Source organism: Pseudomonas sp. SK3(2021) (assembly GCF_016772375.1).
GTDB lineage: Bacteria > Pseudomonadota > Gammaproteobacteria > Pseudomonadales > Pseudomonadaceae > Aquipseudomonas > Aquipseudomonas chlororaphis_I.
Window position 1 is genome coordinate 6,294,287 of the sequence record NZ_CP061943.1, and the last position, 16,952, is coordinate 6,311,238.

Consider the following 16,952-nt stretch of genomic DNA (forward strand, 5'->3'; position numbering starts at 1 on the left):
CTAAAGAGTCCATTGCGATGACGCCTCTAGACGCCAAGCGCCCGCTGCAGCTCAACGATCAGGGCCAGCTGCGCCACTTCCTCTCGCTCGACGGTCTGCGTCGCGAGCTGCTGACGGAAATCCTCGACACCGCCGACTCCTTCCTCGAAGTCGGCGCCCGGGCGGTGAAGAAAGTCCCTTTGCTGCGCGGCAAGACCGTGTGCAACGTGTTCTTCGAGAACTCCACCCGTACCCGCACCACCTTCGAACTGGCGGCCCAGCGCCTGTCGGCGGACGTGATCACGCTCAACGTGTCCACCTCCTCGGCCAGCAAGGGTGAAACCCTGCTCGACACCCTGCGCAACCTCGAAGCCATGGCCGCCGACATGTTCGTCGTGCGCCACGGCGACTCCGGCGCCGCGCACTTCATCGCCGAACATGTGTGCCCGCAGGTGGCGATCATCAACGGCGGCGACGGCCGCCACGCCCACCCGACCCAGGGCATGCTCGACATGCTCACCATCCGTCGGCACAAGGGCGGTTTCGAAAACCTCTCGGTGGCCATCGTCGGCGACATCCTGCACTCGCGGGTCGCACGCTCGAACATGCTGGCCCTGAAAACCCTGGGTTGCCCGGACATCCGCGTGATCGCACCCAAGACCCTGCTGCCGATCGGCATCGAGCAATACGGGGTGAAGGTCTACACCGACATGGCCGAAGGCCTGAAGGACGTCGACGTGGTGATCATGCTGCGCCTGCAGCGGGAGCGCATGCAGGGCGGCCTGCTGCCGAGCGAGGGCGAGTTCTACCGCCTGTTCGGCCTGACCACCGCGCGCCTGGCCGGCGCCAAGCCGGACGCCATCGTCATGCACCCGGGGCCGATCAACCGCGGCGTGGAGATCGAATCGGCGGTGGCCGACGGTCCGCACTCGGTGATCCTCAACCAGGTGACCTACGGCATCGCGGTACGCATGGCCGTACTGTCCATGGCCATGAGCGGGCAGACCGCCCAGCGACAATTCGAGCAGGAGAACGCCCAGTGAAGCTCAGCATTCTCGGCGCCCGTGTCATCGATCCAAGCAGCGGCCTGGATCAAGTCAGCGATATCCATCTGGAAGCCGGCAAGATCGTCGCCATCGGCGCCGCGCCCGCCACTTTCAACGCGGTTGAAAGCCTCGACGCCAAAGGCCTGGTGGCCGCGCCCGGGCTGGTGGACCTGAACGTCTCCCTGCGCGAGCCGGGCTACAGCCGCAAAGGCACCATCGCCAGCGAAACCCGCGCCGCCGCGGCCGGTGGCGTCACCAGCCTGTGCTGCCCACCGCGCACCAAGCCGGTGCTGGACACCTCGGCGGTGGCCGAGCTGATCCTCGATCGCGCCCGCGAAGCCGGCAATACCAAGGTGTTCCCGATCGGCGCCCTGAGCAAAGGCCTGGACGGCGAACAGCTGGCCGAGCTGATCGCCCTGCGCGACGCCGGCTGCGTGGCCTTCGGCAACGGCCTGGAGGGTTTCCGCAGCGCCCGCACCCTGTGCCGGGCGCTGGAATACGCGGCGACCTTCGACCTGACGGTGATTTTCCACTCCCAGGACCGCGACCTGGCCGAAGGCGGCCTGGCCCACGAAGGCGCCACCGCCAGCTTCCTCGGCCTGCCGGGCATTCCGGAAACCGCGGAAACCGTGGCCCTGGCCCGCGACCTGCTGCTGGTGGAGCAAAGCGGCGTGCGCGCCCACTTCAGCCAGCTGACCAGTGCCCGCGGCGTGGCCCTGATCGCCCAGGCCCAGGCCCGTGGCCTGCCGGTGACCGCCGATGTGGCGCTGTACCAGCTGATCCTCACCGACGACGCACTGATCGACTTCTCCAGCCTCTATCACGTACAGCCACCGCTGCGCTCGCGCGCCGACCGCGAAGGCCTGCGTGAAGCGGTGAAGTCCGGGGTGGTCCAGGCCATTTCCAGCCATCACCAGCCCCATGAACGCGATGCCAAGCTGGCGCCTTTCGGGGCTACCGAGCCGGGTATCAGCAGCGTCGAGCTGCTGCTGCCGCTGGCCATGACCCTGGTGGAAGACGGCCTGCTCGACCTGCCGACCCTGCTGGCACGCCTGAGCAGCGGCCCGGCCGACGCCCTGCGCCTGCCGGTCGGCAAGCTGGCGGTGGGCGCTCCAGCGGACCTGGTGCTGTTCGACCCGAGCACGTCCACCGTGGCCGGCGAACACTGGCTGTCGAAAGGCGAGAACTGCCCGTTCCTCGGCCATAGCCTGCCAGGCGCGGTACGCTACACCCTGGTGGATGGACGGATCAGCCACAAGGGCTGATGGCCATGATCGCGAGCAAGTTCGCGCCTACAGAAGAAGTGCGGCGCCAATGGGGTTTGCGCCGTACCTGTAGGAGCGAGCTTGCTCGCGATGGCGCCCCTGCATTCAACGCCGCTGCGCGTTACGCAACGACACCTGGTCGTTCAGCGTCCAGAAGTCGTACAAGACCCCCAGAAAGAACACCCCGCCAGTCAGCAGGTACAGCAGGCCGCTGATCCATTTGCCCTGATACATGCGGTGCACGCCAAAGATCCCGAGAAAGGTCAGCAGGATCCAGGCGACGCTGTATTCGATGGGTCCCGGGGTAAAACGCAGGTCGGCCTCGCGGTCCATGGCCGGGATCAGGAACAGGTCGATCAGCCAGCCGATCCCCAGCAAGCCCAGGGTGAAAAACCAGATAGTCCCGGTAATCGGCTTGCCGTAATAGAAGCGGTGAGAGCCGGTAAAACCGAAAATCCACAACAGGTAACCGATCACCTTGCTGTGGGTGTCATGGGTCGAACCGTCCGGGCGATAGGTGTTCATTGAGTACCTCGTTCCACGCAATAGATAAATTTTCTTTAATTCTTTGTGACTTTTTTACAGGCAGCCGACGTGTGGCAAACGTTAAGGTCGCTGCCGTGAAACCCTTGTACTGCCTGACTTCTGTCGGACAATTGCGTCAATTTGCCGCCTCTTCAGCGAATTTGACCTCCAGGTTGAATCGACCAACGGCCTGAGAAGTGACAAAAAAGCTGTTATAAAGTTGCGCGCCAACCCATATGAGCCTTGCCTAATGCGTCCATTTTTCAAGACATGGCTAACCATTTGCCTATTGATGCCACTGGCCGCCCACGCCACCAATCGTGAGCAACGTCTTCCCAACGTGAACGGCTTCACCCCAAAAGCCCACGTTACCCAAGTCAGCAAGAACAGCGCCAAGAACAAGCTGTCGGTCAAACGCCCGACTCACCTGAGCAGCGTCAGCAGCAAGCCGGTGCCGCAGATGGCGGCCAAGCAGAGCAGCACCGTGCTCAGCCGTGCCGTCAACGTACTGGGTACCCCTTACCGTTGGGGCGGCAGCAGCCCAAGCAAAGGTTTCGACTGCAGCGGCCTGGTGAAATACGCCTTCAACGACGTCGCCGCCGTCGATCTGCCGCGCACCTCCAATGCCATGGCCAGCGGCCATGGGCAGAAAGTCGAGCGCAAGGACCTCAAGCCTGGCGACCTGCTGTTCTTCAACCTCAAGAGCCGCCGGGTCAACCATGTCGCCATCTACCTGGGCAACGATCGCTTCATCCACGCGCCGCGCCGCGGCAAGTCGGTGACCATCGATACCCTGAAGAAGCCGTACTGGGACAAGAACTACGTCGTAGCCAAGCGGGTCTTGCCCAAAGAGCAGAACACCCTGCGCATCGTTCAGCGCTGATCGCCATCCCTATCGCGAGCAAGCTCGCTCCCACAATCTCTTGTAGGAGCGAGCTTGCTCGCGATAGGGCCCGCCGCCTCAACATGGCTGCCCAAGATCAAATACTCTCCGGCGCCCGCGCCTTTTCCCGGGCCTGCTCCCGACTGACCAACCCCGCATCCACCAGCGCTTTCAGGCTCATGTCCAGGGTCTGCATCCCCAGCGCCCCGCCGGCCTGGATCGCCGAGTACATCTGCGCCACCTTATCCTCGCGGATCAGGTTACGGATCGCCGCGCTGCCCAGCATGATCTCGTGAGCCGCTACCCGGCCTCCGCCGACCCGCTTCACCAGCGCCTGGGAAATCACCGCCTGCAGCGATTCGGAGAGCATGGAGCGGACCATCGCCTTCTCCTCGGCCGGAAACACATCCACCACCCGGTCCACGGTTTTCGCTGCCGAAGTAGTGTGCAGAGTGCCGAACACCAGATGCCCGGTCTCCGCGGCGGTCAGCGCCAGGCGAATGGTTTCCAGGTCACGCATCTCGCCGACCAGGATCACATCCGGGTCTTCGCGCAGGGCCGAACGCAGCGCCGTGGAGAAGCTGTGGGTGTCGCGATGCACCTCGCGCTGGTTGATCAGGCACTTCTTCGATTCGTGGATGAACTCGATGGGATCCTCGATGGTGAGGATGTGCTGGTGCCGGCTCTGGTTCAGGTGATCGATCATCGCCGCCAGGGTGGTCGACTTGCCCGAACCGGTCGGCCCGGTCACCAGCACCAGGCCGCGGGGCACTTTGCTGATGCGGCGAAACACCTCGCCCATGCCCAGTTCGTCCATGCCCGGCACCTTGGCCGGAATGCTGCGAAAGACCGCGCCAGCGCCGCGCTGATGGTTGAAGGCATTGACCCGAAAGCGCGCCAGGCCCGACACCGCGAAGGAAAAGTCGATCTCCAGCGCGGCCTTGAACTCGGCCCGCTGCGGGTCCGTCATGCTGGCCAGGATCAGCTCGTGCACCTGTTGCGCCTCCAGTACCGGCAGGTTGATCCGGCGAATATCGCCGTCGATGCGAATCATTGGCGGCAACCCGGCCGAGAGGTGCAGGTCCGAAGCGCCCTGTTTGACGCTGAAGGCCAGCAACTCAGTGATATCCATAGCGTTCCCCAATTCCAGTAGAATGCCGCGAACCCAAGACCCGCTGGCGTATATCGAATGTCCACGATAGCAGACAACATCGCCCTGGTTAGCGCCCGGATCCGTGCCGCGGCGCAGGCCTCGCAACGTGACGCAAGCAGCATCCACCTGCTGGCCGTGAGCAAGACCAAGCCTGCCGCGGCGCTGCGTGAAGCCTATGCCGCCGGCCTGCGCGACTTCGGCGAGAACTACCTGCAGGAAGCCCTCGGCAAACAGGCGGAACTCGGCGACCTGCCCTTGAGTTGGCACTTCATCGGCCCCATTCAGTCGAACAAGACGCGAGCTATCGCCGAGAACTTCGCCTGGGTGCATTCCGTGGATCGCTTGAAAATCGCTCAACGCCTGTCCGAGCAACGCCCGGCCGACTTGCCGCCGTTGAACATCTGCATTCAAGTCAATGTCAGCGGCGAGGCCAGCAAGTCTGGCTGCACGCCGGCCGACCTGCCCGCCCTGGCCAGCGCCATCAGCGCCTTGCCGCGCCTGAAACTGCGCGGGCTGATGGCGATTCCCGAGCCGACCGACGATCGTGCCGCCCAGGACACCGCCTTCGCGGCCGTGCGCCGCCTGAACGAAAACCTGCGCGAAAGCCTGGACCTGCCAACCGACACACTTTCCATGGGCATGAGCCACGACCTCGAAGCGGCCATCGCCCAAGGCGCCACCTGGGTACGTATCGGTACAGCCCTGTTTGGCGCTCGCGATTATGGCCAGCCATGACCGTGGCGGCCCCACCTCTGAATAAGGACCTGTCATGAGCAAGACTCGTATCGCCTTTATCGGCGCCGGCAACATGGCTGCCAGCCTGATCGGCGGCCTGCGCGCCAAGGGCCTGGACGCCAGCCAGATCCGCGCCAGCGACCCGGGCGCCGAAACCCGCGCCAAGGTCCAGGCCGAGCACGGCATTGAACTGTTCGCCGACAACGCCGAAGCCATCGACGGCGTCGACGTGGTGGTGCTGGCGGTCAAGCCACAGGCCATGAAGGCCGTGTGCGAAGCCCTGCGCCCCAGCCTGAAGCCGCACCAGCTGATCGTCTCCATCGCCGCCGGCATCACCTGCGCCAGCATGAACAAATGGCTCGGCGAGCAACCGATCGTGCGTTGCATGCCCAACACCCCGGCCCTGCTGCGCCAGGGCGCCAGCGGCCTGTACGCCACCGCCGCGGTGAGCGCGGAGCAACGCCAGCAGGCGCAAGAGCTGCTGTCGGCCGTAGGCATCGTCCTGTGGCTGGAGCAGGAGCAGCAACTGGACGCGGTGACCGCGGTATCCGGCAGCGGCCCGGCGTATTTCTTCCTGCTGATCGAAGCCATGACCGCCGCCGGCGAAAAGCTCGGCCTGCCACGGGAAACCGCCCGGCAACTGACCCTGCAGACCGCGCTGGGCGCGGCGCACATGGCGGTGTCCAGCGACGTCGACGCGGCCGAACTGCGCCGCCGCGTGACCTCGCCGGCCGGTACCACGGAAGCTGCGATCAAGTCGTTCCAGGCCAGCGGCTTCGAAGCCCTGGTGGAAAAAGCATTGGGTGCCGCCGCGCACCGCTCGGCCGAGATGGCCGAACAACTGGGCCAATAAGGAGCCAATGATGATTGGATTGAACACTGCGGCGGTGTACGTGCTGCAAACCCTGGGCAGCCTGTACCTGCTGATCGTACTGCTGCGCTTCGTGCTGCAACTGGTACGCGCCGACTTCTACAACCCGCTGTGCCAGTTCGCCGTGCGCGCCACCCAGCCGCTGCTCAAGCCGATGCGCCGGGTCATCCCGAGCCTGTTCGGCCTGGACATGTCGTCGCTGATCCTGGCGATCGTCGTGCAACTGCTGCTGATGGCCCTGACCCTGCTGCTGACCTACGGCACCACCGGCAACCCGGTGCAGTTGCTGATCTGGTCGATCATTGGCGTGACCGCGCTGTTCATGAAGATTTTCTTCTTCGCCCTGATCATCAGCGTGATCCTTTCCTGGGTCGCCCCGGGCAGCCACAACCCGGGTGCCGAGCTGGTCAACCAGATCTGCGAGCCGGTCCTGGCGCCGTTCCGCCGCATCCTGCCAAGCATGGGCGGCCTGGATATCTCGCCGATCCTGGCGTTCATGGTGCTCAAGCTGATCGACATGCTGGTGATCAACAACCTGGCGGCGATGACCATGATGCCGGAAATCCTGCGCCTGCTGATCTGACCCGGCCCCTGTGATGAGCTACTTTCGCTGGGACGGCGACGACCTGATCCTGGAGTGTCACCTGCAACCTGCGGCCCGTAGCGATGACTTCGCCGGGCTGCATGGCGAGCGCCTGAAGATCCGCCTGACCGCGCCGCCGGTGGAAGGCAAGGCCAACGCCTACCTGATGGCGTTCCTGGCCAAGGCGTTCGGCGTGTCCAAGAGCCAGGTCAGCCTGATCAGCGGCGAGCTGAACCGGCAGAAACGGGTGCGGATCAACGCGCCGAAGAAGCTGCCGGATCTGCCCGGATTACAGCGTCCGTCCTGATCACTCTCTGTAGCCGCTGCCGTAAGGCTGCGATAAGGGCCGAAGGCCCTTCGAGGCCCTCAAGAGCACGTCTCCTGCGGAGCCGATCGCAGCCTGCGGCAGCGGCTACAAGGTTCGTCACAAGTCGCGGGAGAATCAGCCCCGGCCTTTGCTTGCCGCTGGGGGCAGCGGTCTTTAGACTTACGCCTCATTTAAACGAGAGCAGGGTCGATGCCAACTGCCTTTCCCGCCGATTCCGTTGGTCTGGTGACGCCGCAAGTGGCGCATTTCAGCGAGCCCCTGGCCCTGGCCTGCGGCCGCTCCCTGCCAGCCTATGATCTGATCTTTGAGACTTACGGCCAGTTGAACGCCACGGCGAGCAACGCCGTGCTGATCTGCCACGCCCTGTCCGGCCACCACCACGCCGCCGGCTACCACAGCCCCGACGACCGCAAGCCGGGTTGGTGGGACAGCTGTATCGGCCCGGGCAAGCCGATCGACACCAACAAGTTCTTCGTCGTCAGCCTGAACAACCTCGGCGGCTGCAATGGCTCCACCGGCCCGAGCAGCATCAACCCGGACACCGGCAAGCCGTTCGGCGCCGATTTCCCGGTGCTGACCGTGGAAGACTGGGTGCACAGCCAGGCGCGCCTGGCCGACCGGATCGGCATCAACCAGTGGGCCGCCGTGATCGGTGGCAGCCTGGGCGGCATGCAGGCCCTGCAATGGACCATCACCTACCCGGACCGGGTGCGTCATTGCCTGGCCATCGCTTCGGCGCCCAAGCTGTCGGCGCAGAACATCGCCTTCAACGAAGTGGCACGCCAGGCCATCCTCACCGACCCCGAATTCCACGGCGGTTCGTTCCAGGAACAAGGCGTGATCCCCAAGCGCGGGCTGATGCTGGCGCGGATGGTCGGGCACATCACCTACCTGTCCGACGACTCCATGGGCGAGAAATTCGGCCGTGGCCTGAAGAGCGAAAAGCTCAACTACGACTTCCACAGCGTCGAGTTCCAGGTCGAAAGCTACCTGCGTTATCAGGGCGAGGAGTTCTCCGGGCGGTTCGACGCCAACACCTACCTGCTGATGACCAAGGCCCTGGATTACTTCGATCCGGCGGCGAACTTCGACGATAACCTGGCGAAAACCTTCGAAGGCGCCAAGGCCAAGTTCTGCGTGATGTCCTTCACCACCGACTGGCGCTTCTCCCCGGCCCGCTCGCGGGAGCTGGTGGACGCCCTGATGGCCGCGCGCAAGGACGTCAGCTACCTGGAAATCGATGCGCCACAGGGCCACGACGCCTTCCTGATTCCGATCCCGCGCTACTTGCAGGCGTTCGGTAATTACATGAACCGAATTACGGTGTGAACAAGCCATGAGAGCTGATCTGGAAATCATCCAGGAATGGATCCCCGCCGGCAGCCGCGTGCTCGACCTCGGTTGCGGCAATGGCGAACTGCTGAGCTGGCTGCGCGATCACAAGCAAGTCACCGGCTATGGCCTGGAAAACGACCCGGACAACATCGCCGAGTGCGTGGCCAAGGGCATCAACGTCATCGAGCAGGACCTGGACAAGGGCCTGGGCAACTTCGCCAGCAACAGCTTCGATATCGTGGTCATGACCCAGGCCCTGCAGGCCGTGCACTACCCGGACCGGATCCTCGACGAAATGCTGCGGGTCGGCCGCCAGTGCATCATCACCTTCCCCAACTTCGGCCACTGGCGCTGCCGCTGGTACCTGGCCAGCAAGGGGCGGATGCCGGTCTCCGAATTCCTGCCGTACACCTGGTACAACACGCCGAACATCCACTTCTGCACGTTCGAGGACTTCGAAGAGCTTTGCCGCGAACGTGAAGCCAAGGTCATCGATCGCCTTGCGGTGGATCAACAGCACCGGCACGGGTGGGCCAGTAAGCTATGGCCTAATCTGTTAGGTGAGATCGGCATCTACCGCGTCAGCAGCCCCGGCCTGCAGGATCACCAGATCGCGGTATAAACCAGCTTCAAAGCAAGGAGAACGATCATGGGTCGCTTGGTTACTTTTCTATTGGCCGCGTGCCTCGGCGCGTCGGCGATGGCCGCCGAGCCCATCAAGGGCGAGCGCCAGGAAGTGTTCGGTGACGTGACCGTGCACTACAACACCTTCAACTCCACCTTCTTGCAGCCGGATATCGCCAAGGCCGCGCAGCTGGTGCGCAGCAAGAACCAGGGCGTGATCAACGTTTCGGTGCTCAAGGCCGGCAAACCGCTGGTCGCCCAGGTCACCGGGACCGTCAAGGACCTGACCAGCCAATCGGTGCCGCTGAAATTCAAGCAGGTCACCGAACAGGGTGCGATCTACTACATCGCCCAGTACCCGGTGGAACAGCAGGAAACCCGCACCTTCGAAATCAAGGTGCAGACCGGCGACACGATCAACACCATCAATTTCAACCAAGAGCTTTTCCCCGGCGAATGATGACTTTTACCCAACTCGTACTGGCCAGCCATAACGCCGGCAAACTCAAGGAACTCCAGGCCATGCTCGGCGATTCGGTACGCCTGCGCTCGATCGGCGAGTTCAGCAGCGTCGAGCCGGAAGAAACCGGCCTGTCGTTCGTCGAGAACGCCATCCTCAAGGCCCGCAACGCCTCGCGCATTTCCGGCCTGCCGGCACTGGCGGACGATTCGGGCCTGGCGGTGGACTTCCTCGGCGGCGCGCCGGGCATCTACTCGGCACGTTACGCCGACGGCCAGGGCGACACGGCGAACAACGCCAAGCTGCTGGACGCCCTGAAGGACGTCCCCGAGGCCGAGCGCGGCGCGCAGTTCGTCTGCGTGCTGGCGCTGGTGCGGCATGCCGAGGACCCGCTGCCGATCCTCTGCGAAGGCCTGTGGCACGGACGCATCCTCACGGCCGCCAGCGGTGAGCACGGCTTCGGCTACGACCCGCTGTTCTGGGTGCCGGAGCGCAACTGCTCCAGCGCCGAACTGGACCCGGTCCAAAAGAACCAACTCAGCCATCGCGCCCGCGCCATGGCCCTTCTGCGGCAACGCCTGAGCCTGCAATGACCATTGATTCGTCCGCGCAACCGCTGATTCTCGGCGGTGCGCAAACGCCCCGGGCGGCCCTGCCCCAGTTGCCGCCCCTGGCGCTGTACATCCACATCCCGTGGTGTGTACGCAAATGCCCTTACTGCGATTTCAACTCCCACGCCGCCAGCCCGGTGCTGCCGGAAGAAGAGTATGTCGACGCCCTGCTGGGCGACCTCGACCAGGACCTGCCTGCCGTCTATGGCCGCGAGCTGAGTTCGATCTTCTTCGGCGGCGGCACGCCGAGCCTGTTCAGCGCCCGGGCCCTGGGCCGGTTGCTCAAAGGCGTGGAGCAACGCATCCCGTTCGCTCACGACATCGAGATCACCCTGGAAGCCAACCCCGGAACCTTCGAACAGGAGAAGTTCACCGCCTATCGCGCCCTGGGCATCAATCGCCTGTCGATCGGCATCCAGAGCTTCCAGGAAGACAAGCTCAAGGCCCTGGGCCGCATCCACAATGGCGACGAAGCGGTCCGTGCCGCCGGCATGGCGCGCCAGGCCGGGTTCGACAACTTCAACCTGGACCTGATGCACGGCCTGCCCGACCAGTCCCTGGACGACGCCCTGGGCGACCTGCGCCAGGCCATCGCCATGAAGCCGACCCACCTGTCCTGGTACCAGCTGACCCTGGAGCCCAATACGGTGTTCTGGAACCAGCCGCCGACGCTGCCGGAAGACGACACCCTGTGGGACATCCAGGAAGCCGGCCAGGCGCTGCTGGCCGAACACGGCTACGCCCAGTACGAAGTCTCGGCCTATGCCCAGCCCGGCCGGGCGGCCCGGCACAACCTCAATTACTGGAGCTTCGGCGACTTCATCGGCATCGGCGCCGGCGCCCACGGCAAGCTCAGCCATCCGGACGGGCGCATCGTGCGTACCTGGAAGACCCGCCTGCCCAAGGACTACCTCAACCCGGCGAAAAACTTCAAGGCCGGCGAAAAGGACCTGGGCAACGAAGAGCTGCCGTTCGAGTTCCTGATGAACGCCCTGCGCCTGACCGAAGGCGTCGAGGCCCGGCTGTACCCGGAGCGCACCGGGCTGCCCCTGGAAAGCCTCGCCGAAGGTCGCCGTGATGCCGAACGAAGCGGCCTGTTGCAGGTCGAACCGTCACGCCTGGCGGCCACCCCGCGCGGCCAACTCTTCCTCAATGACTTGCTGCAGAAATTTCTGAGCTGATTTCAGCCCTAAGGGAAAACGAATGGATTTGATACTCGACCTGCTCGCTACCGTGTCCCGCTGGAGTCGCAGCAACCTTTCAGAAATCTCCCTGGCCCTGGTCGGCTGCCTGCTGGTGCTGTTCGGCGCCGATATCAAAGGCTGGGTCGAAGCGCGCCTGGGCGGCCTCGCCGGCGCCCTGCGCGTACCGATGATGGCGCTGCTGTGCATGATCGGCAGCGGCGCGGCGCTGATCTACGCCACGCCATGGATCGTCCGCGGCCTGAGCCAGTTCAATAACTACAGCCTGGCGCCGGTGCTGCTGGTGGTGCTGGTGCTGATCGGCGTAGTAGCAGACCGCCGCTGACCTGTAGCCGCTGCCGCAGGCTGCGATTGGCTGCGCAGCAGCCATAAACCCAGACACTGCATTACACCTGACGTATCGCATCAACAGGCTTGGCGGTCGCTTCGCAACCGATCGCAGCCTGCGGCAGCGGCTACATGACTTATGCACAAGGATGAATATGAGCAGAAAAGCCGCCGAAGAAGCCAGCAAGTTCCTCAGCTACGTGCTGCGCCATGAGCCGCAGGCGATTGGCCTGCAACTGGACAGCGAAGGCTGGGCCGGGGTCGATGCCTTGATCGAGGGTGCCGCCAGGGAAGGACGCGAGCTGACGCCCGAACTGATCGCCGAAGTGGTCGCCAGCAACGACAAGAAACGCTTCGCCCTGTCCGAGGACGGCCAGCGCATCCGCGCCGTGCAAGGTCACTCCAGCAAGACCGTGCGCCTGCAACTGGCCGAACAGCAACCACCGGCCGTGCTTTACCACGGTACCGCCACGCGGTTCATGGACTCGATCAACGAGAAAGGCCTGATCCCGGGCGCACGCCATCACGTGCACCTGTCGCAGGACCTGGCGACCGCCGAAGCGGTGGGGCAGCGTTACGGGAAGGTGGTGATACTCAAGATCGCAGCACAGGACATGCAGGCGCAGGGCTTCAAGTTCTATCAGGCGGAGAACGGGGTCTGGCTGACCGATCAGGTTCCCGTCGGATTTATCGAAGCCTTGTTGTAGGAGCGAGCGGGCAGCGATCCGACTTGCCCGCGACAGTCTTGCCGCGGCCTGCCTGACATAGCGCGGCGCAACGATCGCGAGCAGGCTTCGCCCCTACAGACTGGCTCAGGCCAGCTTTTCGAACTTCAGGTCCCACACACCATGGCCCAGGCGCTCGCCGCGGCGCTCGAACTTGGTGATCGGGCGCTCGGCCGGGCGCGGCACGCACTTGCCGTCCTCGGCCAGGTTGCGATAACCCGGCGCGACATTCATCACTTCCAGCATGTACTCGGCATAAGGCTCCCAGTCGGTGGCCATATGCAGGATGCCGCCGACCTTCAGCTTGCTGCGCACCAGCTCGGCGAAGGACGCCTGGACGATACGACGCTTGTGGTGACGGCTCTTGTGCCACGGATCGGGGAAAAACAGCATCAGGCGATCCAGGCTGTTATCGGCGATGCAGCGGTTGAGCACTTCGATCGCATCGCAATCGTAGACCCGCAAGTTGGTCAGGCCCTGGGTCAGCACGCCGTTGAGCAGCGCACCGACACCCGGACGGTGCACTTCCACACCAATGAAATCCTGCTCCGGCGCGGCCGCGGCCATTTCCAGCAGCGAGTGGCCCATGCCGAAGCCGATTTCCAGGGAGCGTGGCGCCGAACGGCCAAACACCTGATCGAAATCCACCGGCGCGTCGGCCAGCGGCAGCACATACAGCGGCGCGCCCTGCTCCAGGCCGCGCTGCTGGCCTTCGGTCATGCGCCCGGCGCGCATCACGAAACTCTTGATGCGGCGGTGTTGGCGCTCGTCGCCGGCTTCCGGCTGGATTGGCGTGTCGTTTGATTCAGTCATCAATGGCTCTTACTTGATCAGACCATCCAGCGGCGAGGAGGCGCTGGCATAGAGTTTCTTCGGCATGCGGCCGGCGAGGTACGCCAGGCGGCCTGCCACAATGGCGTGCTTCATGGCTTCGGCCATCAGCACCGGTTGTTGCGCATGGGCGATGGCCGAGTTCATCAGCACCGCTTCGCAGCCCAGTTCCATGGCGATGGTGGCGTCGGAGGCAGTGCCGACACCGGCATCCACCAGCACCGGGACCTTGGCTTCTTCGAGGATGATCTGCAGGTTGTACGGGTTGCAGATCCCCAGGCCAGTACCGATCAGGCCAGCCAGCGGCATGACCGCGATGCAGCCCATTTCCGCCAGCTGGCGGGCGATGATCGGGTCATCGCTGGTGTACACCATCACGTCGAAACCTTCCTTGACCAGCACTTCGGCGGCCTTGAGGGTTTCCAGCACGTTGGGGAACAGGGTTTTCTGGTCGGCCAGCACTTCCAGCTTCACCAGGTTGTGGCCGTCGAGCAGCTCACGGGCCAGGCGGCAGGTGCGCACGGCCTCGACCGCGTCATAACAACCGGCGGTGTTCGGCAGGATGGTGTAGCGATCCGGCGGCAGGATATCCAGCAGGTTCGGTTCGCCCGGGTTCTGCCCGATATTGGTCCGGCGCACGGCGACGGTGACGATCTCGGCACCCGAGGCTTCGATGGCCTGGCGGGTTTCTTCCATGTCACGGTACTTGCCGGTACCTACCAGCAAACGCGACTGGTAAGTACGACCGGCCAGGACGAAAGGCTTGTCGCTGCGAACGTTGCTCATCGGAAATCCTCTGTTGGGGTGAGGTTCTTGCAGAATTCTTTATTAGACCAAACGCCGTGAAAACGTAGCGAGCGAAGGCAAAACAGGCGAGGAACGGTTGGAGTCGCACCCGACTTTTACTGGTTGTAAATGAGCATTCCGAGCCTGTTTTTAACGCAGTATTGCGCGCGAAGCCTGCAGTAGTTTTCACGGTGTTTGGCTAGCCGCCGCCGATGGCGTGTACCACTTCGACCTGATCGCCCTCGTTGAGGGTGGTCTCGGCGTGCTGGCTGCGCGGGACGATATCCAGGTTGAGTTCGACCGCGATCCGGCGTCCGGTCAGGTCCAGACGGGTCAGCAGGGCCGCAACGGTTTCGCCGTCGGGCAGTTCAAAGGATTCGCCGTTCAACTGAATGCGCATGCCGAATGCCGCCATCGTTTTTAGGGGCCAGCATTCTAGCCCGATCAGTCTGGCCGACCCAAGCCATTCGTCTCGAAATGGACCTGCCGGTCAGCTCAACCGCCAGGCGGCAAGACCCAGGCACAACCAGCCGATCAGGAACGCCAGGCCACCGAAGGGGGTGACGATGCCCAGCTTGCTGAAACCGCTGAGGGTCAGCAGGTAGAGGCTGCCGGAAAACAGCAGGATGCCGATGGCGAACGAAGCGCCGGCCCAGGTCACCAGGCGGCCGGGGATCTGCGTGGCCAGCAGCGCCACGCCCAGCAGCGCCAGGGTGTGCACCAGCTGATAGGTGACGCCGGTATGGAAAATCGCCAGGTATTCCGCACTCAGGCGATTTTTCAGGCCATGGGCAGCGAATGCGCCCAGGGCAACGCCGGTAAAGCCGAAAAAGGCGGCCAGCATCAGAAAGCCACGCAGCATGAGGAACTCCAGTCAGAATCGTCGGTCGGGCCTGTATAATGGCGCGCTCAACGGGTTCGGCCAAGCCATCTCTATGCTGCGTTTATTTTTCCGTCGTTTCTCTAAAGCCTTGCTCTGGTTCGCCGTCGGCAGCGTTTTGCTGGTGCTGGTGTTCCGTGTCGTGCCGCCTCCGGGCACGGCCTTGATGGTTGAACGCAAGATCGAATCCTGGATCGACGGCGAACCCATCGACCTGCAACGCAGCTGGAAACCCTGGGACGAGATCTCCGACGATCTGAAGGTGGCGGTGATCGCCGGCGAAGACCAGAAATTCCCTGAACACTGGGGGTTCGACTTCGGCGCGATCCAGGCCGCCTTCGCCCATAACGAGCGCGGCGGTTCGATTCGTGGCGCCAGCACCCTGAGCCAGCAGGTGGCGAAGAACCTGTTCCTGTGGTCCGGACGCAGCTGGCTGCGTAAAGGGCTAGAGGCTTGGTTCACCGGGCTGATCGAGATTTTCTGGCCCAAGCAACGGATTCTCGAGGTCTACCTCAACAGCGTCGAGTGGGACGAAGGCGTATTTGGCGCCGAGGCCGCGGCGCGGCATCACTTCGGCGTCAGCGCGGGCTCGCTGTCGCGGCAACAGGCCAGCCTGCTGGCCGCAGTCCTGCCCAACCCTCGGGTATGGAGCGCCAGCCATCCGAGCAGCTATGTGGCGCAACGGGCCGGCTGGATCCGCCGGCAGATGAGCCAGTTGGGCGGCGACAGCTATCTGCTGGGCCTGAACGACTCGCGCAAGGCGCTGTGGGCGCAGTGACGTTCAAGATCTGATCGCGAGCAAGCTTCGCTCCTACAGAAAAATGCGCGGCCCCGTAGGAGCGAAGCTTGCTCGCGATAGCGCCCTTACAGACACCGCCGCCCCAACGCCACAAACAAAAACGCCCCGATCGGATCGGGGCGTTTTGTATTGCGTGGCGTATTACGCGGAAATCGACAACTTGAGCTTGTTCATCGCGCTCTTCTCGAGCTGACGGATACGCTCGGCCGAGACGTTGTACTTCTGCGCCAGGTCATGCAGCGTGGCTTTCTCTTCCGCCAGCCAGCGCTGGTAGAGGATGTCGCGGCTGCGGTCGTCCAGCACTTCCAGCGCCTCGTGCAGGTTGCTGGTGGAGTTGTCGGTCCAGTCGGCGTCTTCCAGCTGACGGGCCGGATCGTACCGGTGGTCTTCCAGGTAGTTGGCCGGCGATTGGAAGGCGCTGTCGTCATCCGCTTCGGCGGCTGGGTCGAAGGCCATGTCATGGCCGGTCAGGCGGCTTTCCATCTCACGCACTTCGCGCGGCTCCACACCGAGGCTTTCCGCCACACGATGGACTTCTTCGTTGTTCAACCAGGCCAGGCGCTTCTTCTGGCTGCGCAGGTTGAAGAACAGCTTGCGCTGGGCCTTGGTGGTCGCGACTTTCACAATGCGCCAGTTGCGCAGGATGAACTCGTGGATTTCCGCCTTGATCCAATGCACGGCGAACGAAACCAGACGCACACCCATTTCCGGATTGAAGCGTTTTACAGCCTTCATCAGGCCGACATTGCCTTCCTGAATCAGGTCGGCCTGGGCCAGACCGTAGCCGGAATAGCTACGGGCGATATGTACGACAAAACGCAGGTGGGCGAGCACCATCTGCCGAGCCGCCTCAAGATCCTGCTCATAGTAGAGACTCTCGGCCAGTTCACGCTCCTGCTCGGGCGTCAGCAATGGAATGCTGTTCACCGTGTGCACATAGGCCTCCAGGTTCGCACCCGGGACCAAGGCATAAGCAGGTTGCAAAGAAGTGGTCATACGAAAAA

Annotated in this window: 22 protein-coding genes; 15 read left to right on the top strand and 7 right to left on the bottom strand. The window is 63.6% G+C overall.

Translation table 11 applies throughout. The features are described from left to right. Positions 1-17 precede the first annotated feature (17 nt). Complete coding sequence (locus IF690_RS28010) at positions 18-1,022, top strand: aspartate carbamoyltransferase catalytic subunit (protein ID WP_007929978.1); 1,005 nt, start codon at positions 18-20, stop codon at positions 1,020-1,022. Then, positions 1,019-2,290 carry a dihydroorotase gene (locus tag IF690_RS28015; protein WP_202698247.1) on the top strand — a complete coding sequence of 424 codons (1,272 nt, stop codon included), beginning with the start codon at positions 1,019-1,021 and terminating at the stop codon, positions 2,288-2,290. The genes IF690_RS28010 and IF690_RS28015 overlap by 4 nt, the downstream gene beginning before the upstream one ends. A gap of 105 nt (positions 2,291-2,395) precedes the next feature. Here IF690_RS28015 and IF690_RS28020 read toward each other — a convergent pair whose 3' ends face one another. After that, positions 2,396-2,815 (bottom strand): NINE protein, encoded by a 420-nt coding sequence (locus IF690_RS28020; RefSeq protein ID WP_009051311.1) that lies wholly within the window; start codon positions 2,813-2,815, stop codon positions 2,396-2,398. A gap of 250 nt (positions 2,816-3,065) precedes the next feature. On the opposite strand from IF690_RS28020, the gene IF690_RS28025 reads away from it, so the two are divergent. Then, entirely contained in the window at positions 3,066-3,698 is a 633-nt protein-coding gene (locus IF690_RS28025; protein ID WP_023967996.1) for a C40 family peptidase, read from the top strand. A 97-nt stretch (positions 3,699-3,795) separates the two neighbouring features. On the opposite strand, the gene IF690_RS28030 is transcribed toward IF690_RS28025, so the two are convergent. Then, a complete protein-coding gene (locus tag IF690_RS28030; RefSeq protein WP_202698248.1) occupies positions 3,796-4,830 on the bottom strand; it encodes a type IV pilus twitching motility protein PilT in 1,035 nt (344 codons plus the stop codon). A 57-nt stretch (positions 4,831-4,887) separates the two neighbouring features. Here IF690_RS28030 and IF690_RS28035 point away from each other — a divergent pair, with 57 nt between their 5' ends. The 11 genes from IF690_RS28035 to IF690_RS28085 all read left to right on the top strand — a co-directional run bounded on the left by IF690_RS28035 (position 4,888) and on the right by IF690_RS28085 (position 12,634). Continuing rightward, positions 4,888-5,586: a YggS family pyridoxal phosphate-dependent enzyme gene (locus IF690_RS28035; RefSeq protein WP_202698249.1), complete on the top strand. Its 699-nt coding sequence runs from the start codon at positions 4,888-4,890 to the stop codon at positions 5,584-5,586. Positions 5,587-5,620: 34 nt separating this feature from the next. Next, a complete protein-coding gene (proC, locus tag IF690_RS28040; protein ID WP_016704849.1) occupies positions 5,621-6,439 on the top strand; it encodes a pyrroline-5-carboxylate reductase in 819 nt (272 codons plus the stop codon). 10 nt (positions 6,440-6,449) lie between these two features. Continuing rightward, a complete protein-coding gene (locus IF690_RS28045) occupies positions 6,450-7,040 on the top strand; it encodes a YggT family protein (RefSeq protein ID WP_124352966.1) in 591 nt (196 codons plus the stop codon). Between the two features lie 13 nt (positions 7,041-7,053). After that, the gene (locus IF690_RS28050; protein WP_009046027.1) at positions 7,054-7,347 is read left to right on the top strand and encodes a DUF167 domain-containing protein; all 294 of its coding nucleotides are present in this window, start codon (positions 7,054-7,056) and stop codon (positions 7,345-7,347) included. Between the two features lie 210 nt (positions 7,348-7,557). Continuing rightward, positions 7,558-8,697, top strand: a complete 1,140-nt coding sequence (metX, locus tag IF690_RS28055) for a homoserine O-succinyltransferase MetX (protein WP_023967993.1) — start codon at positions 7,558-7,560, stop codon at positions 8,695-8,697. 7 nt (positions 8,698-8,704) lie between these two features. Continuing rightward, positions 8,705-9,325 carry a methionine biosynthesis protein MetW gene (metW, locus tag IF690_RS28060; RefSeq protein ID WP_007921185.1) on the top strand — a complete coding sequence of 207 codons (621 nt, stop codon included), beginning with the start codon at positions 8,705-8,707 and terminating at the stop codon, positions 9,323-9,325. Between the two features lie 27 nt (positions 9,326-9,352). Beyond that, positions 9,353-9,787, top strand: coding sequence for a DUF4426 domain-containing protein (locus tag IF690_RS28065; protein ID WP_202698250.1), 435 nt, complete (start codon positions 9,353-9,355; stop codon positions 9,785-9,787). Beyond that, entirely contained in the window at positions 9,784-10,380 is a 597-nt protein-coding gene (gene rdgB / locus IF690_RS28070; RefSeq protein WP_202698251.1) for an RdgB/HAM1 family non-canonical purine NTP pyrophosphatase, read from the top strand. The genes IF690_RS28065 and rdgB overlap by 4 nt, the downstream gene beginning before the upstream one ends. After that, positions 10,377-11,579, top strand: a complete 1,203-nt coding sequence (gene hemW, locus IF690_RS28075; RefSeq protein ID WP_252189522.1) for a radical SAM family heme chaperone HemW — start codon at positions 10,377-10,379, stop codon at positions 11,577-11,579. The genes rdgB and hemW overlap by 4 nt, the downstream gene beginning before the upstream one ends. A 22-nt stretch (positions 11,580-11,601) precedes the next feature. Further along, complete coding sequence (locus IF690_RS28080) at positions 11,602-11,925, top strand: DUF3392 domain-containing protein (RefSeq protein ID WP_007921199.1); 324 nt, start codon at positions 11,602-11,604, stop codon at positions 11,923-11,925. Positions 11,926-12,082: 157 nt separating this feature from the next. Continuing rightward, on the top strand, positions 12,083-12,634 hold the full coding sequence (locus tag IF690_RS28085) for an RNA 2'-phosphotransferase (protein WP_202698252.1): 552 nt from the start codon (positions 12,083-12,085) through the stop codon (positions 12,632-12,634). Positions 12,635-12,739: 105 nt separating this feature from the next. Here the strand turns inward: IF690_RS28085 and trmB are convergent, their stop codons facing one another. The 4 genes from trmB to IF690_RS28105 form a co-directional block, all read right to left on the bottom strand. Further along, positions 12,740-13,465 (bottom strand): tRNA (guanosine(46)-N7)-methyltransferase TrmB, encoded by a 726-nt coding sequence (trmB, locus tag IF690_RS28090; protein WP_016704842.1) that lies wholly within the window; start codon positions 13,463-13,465, stop codon positions 12,740-12,742. A 9-nt stretch (positions 13,466-13,474) separates the two neighbouring features. Continuing rightward, positions 13,475-14,269 carry a thiazole synthase gene (locus IF690_RS28095; protein ID WP_202698253.1) on the bottom strand — a complete coding sequence of 265 codons (795 nt, stop codon included), beginning with the start codon at positions 14,267-14,269 and terminating at the stop codon, positions 13,475-13,477. 199 nt (positions 14,270-14,468) lie between these two features. Beyond that, complete coding sequence (thiS, locus tag IF690_RS28100) at positions 14,469-14,669, bottom strand: sulfur carrier protein ThiS (RefSeq protein ID WP_007921206.1); 201 nt, start codon at positions 14,667-14,669, stop codon at positions 14,469-14,471. Between the two features lie 90 nt (positions 14,670-14,759). Then, on the bottom strand, positions 14,760-15,131 hold the full coding sequence (locus tag IF690_RS28105) for a DUF423 domain-containing protein (protein ID WP_202698254.1): 372 nt from the start codon (positions 15,129-15,131) through the stop codon (positions 14,760-14,762). 73 nt (positions 15,132-15,204) lie between these two features. On the opposite strand from IF690_RS28105, the gene mtgA reads away from it, so the two are divergent. Further along, positions 15,205-15,927, top strand: coding sequence for a monofunctional biosynthetic peptidoglycan transglycosylase (gene mtgA, locus IF690_RS28110; RefSeq protein WP_202698255.1), 723 nt, complete (start codon positions 15,205-15,207; stop codon positions 15,925-15,927). Positions 15,928-16,089: 162 nt separating this feature from the next. On the opposite strand, the gene rpoH is transcribed toward mtgA, so the two are convergent. Beyond that, entirely contained in the window at positions 16,090-16,944 is an 855-nt protein-coding gene (gene rpoH, locus IF690_RS28115) for an RNA polymerase sigma factor RpoH (protein ID WP_025807175.1), read from the bottom strand. Positions 16,945-16,952 lie beyond the last annotated feature (8 nt).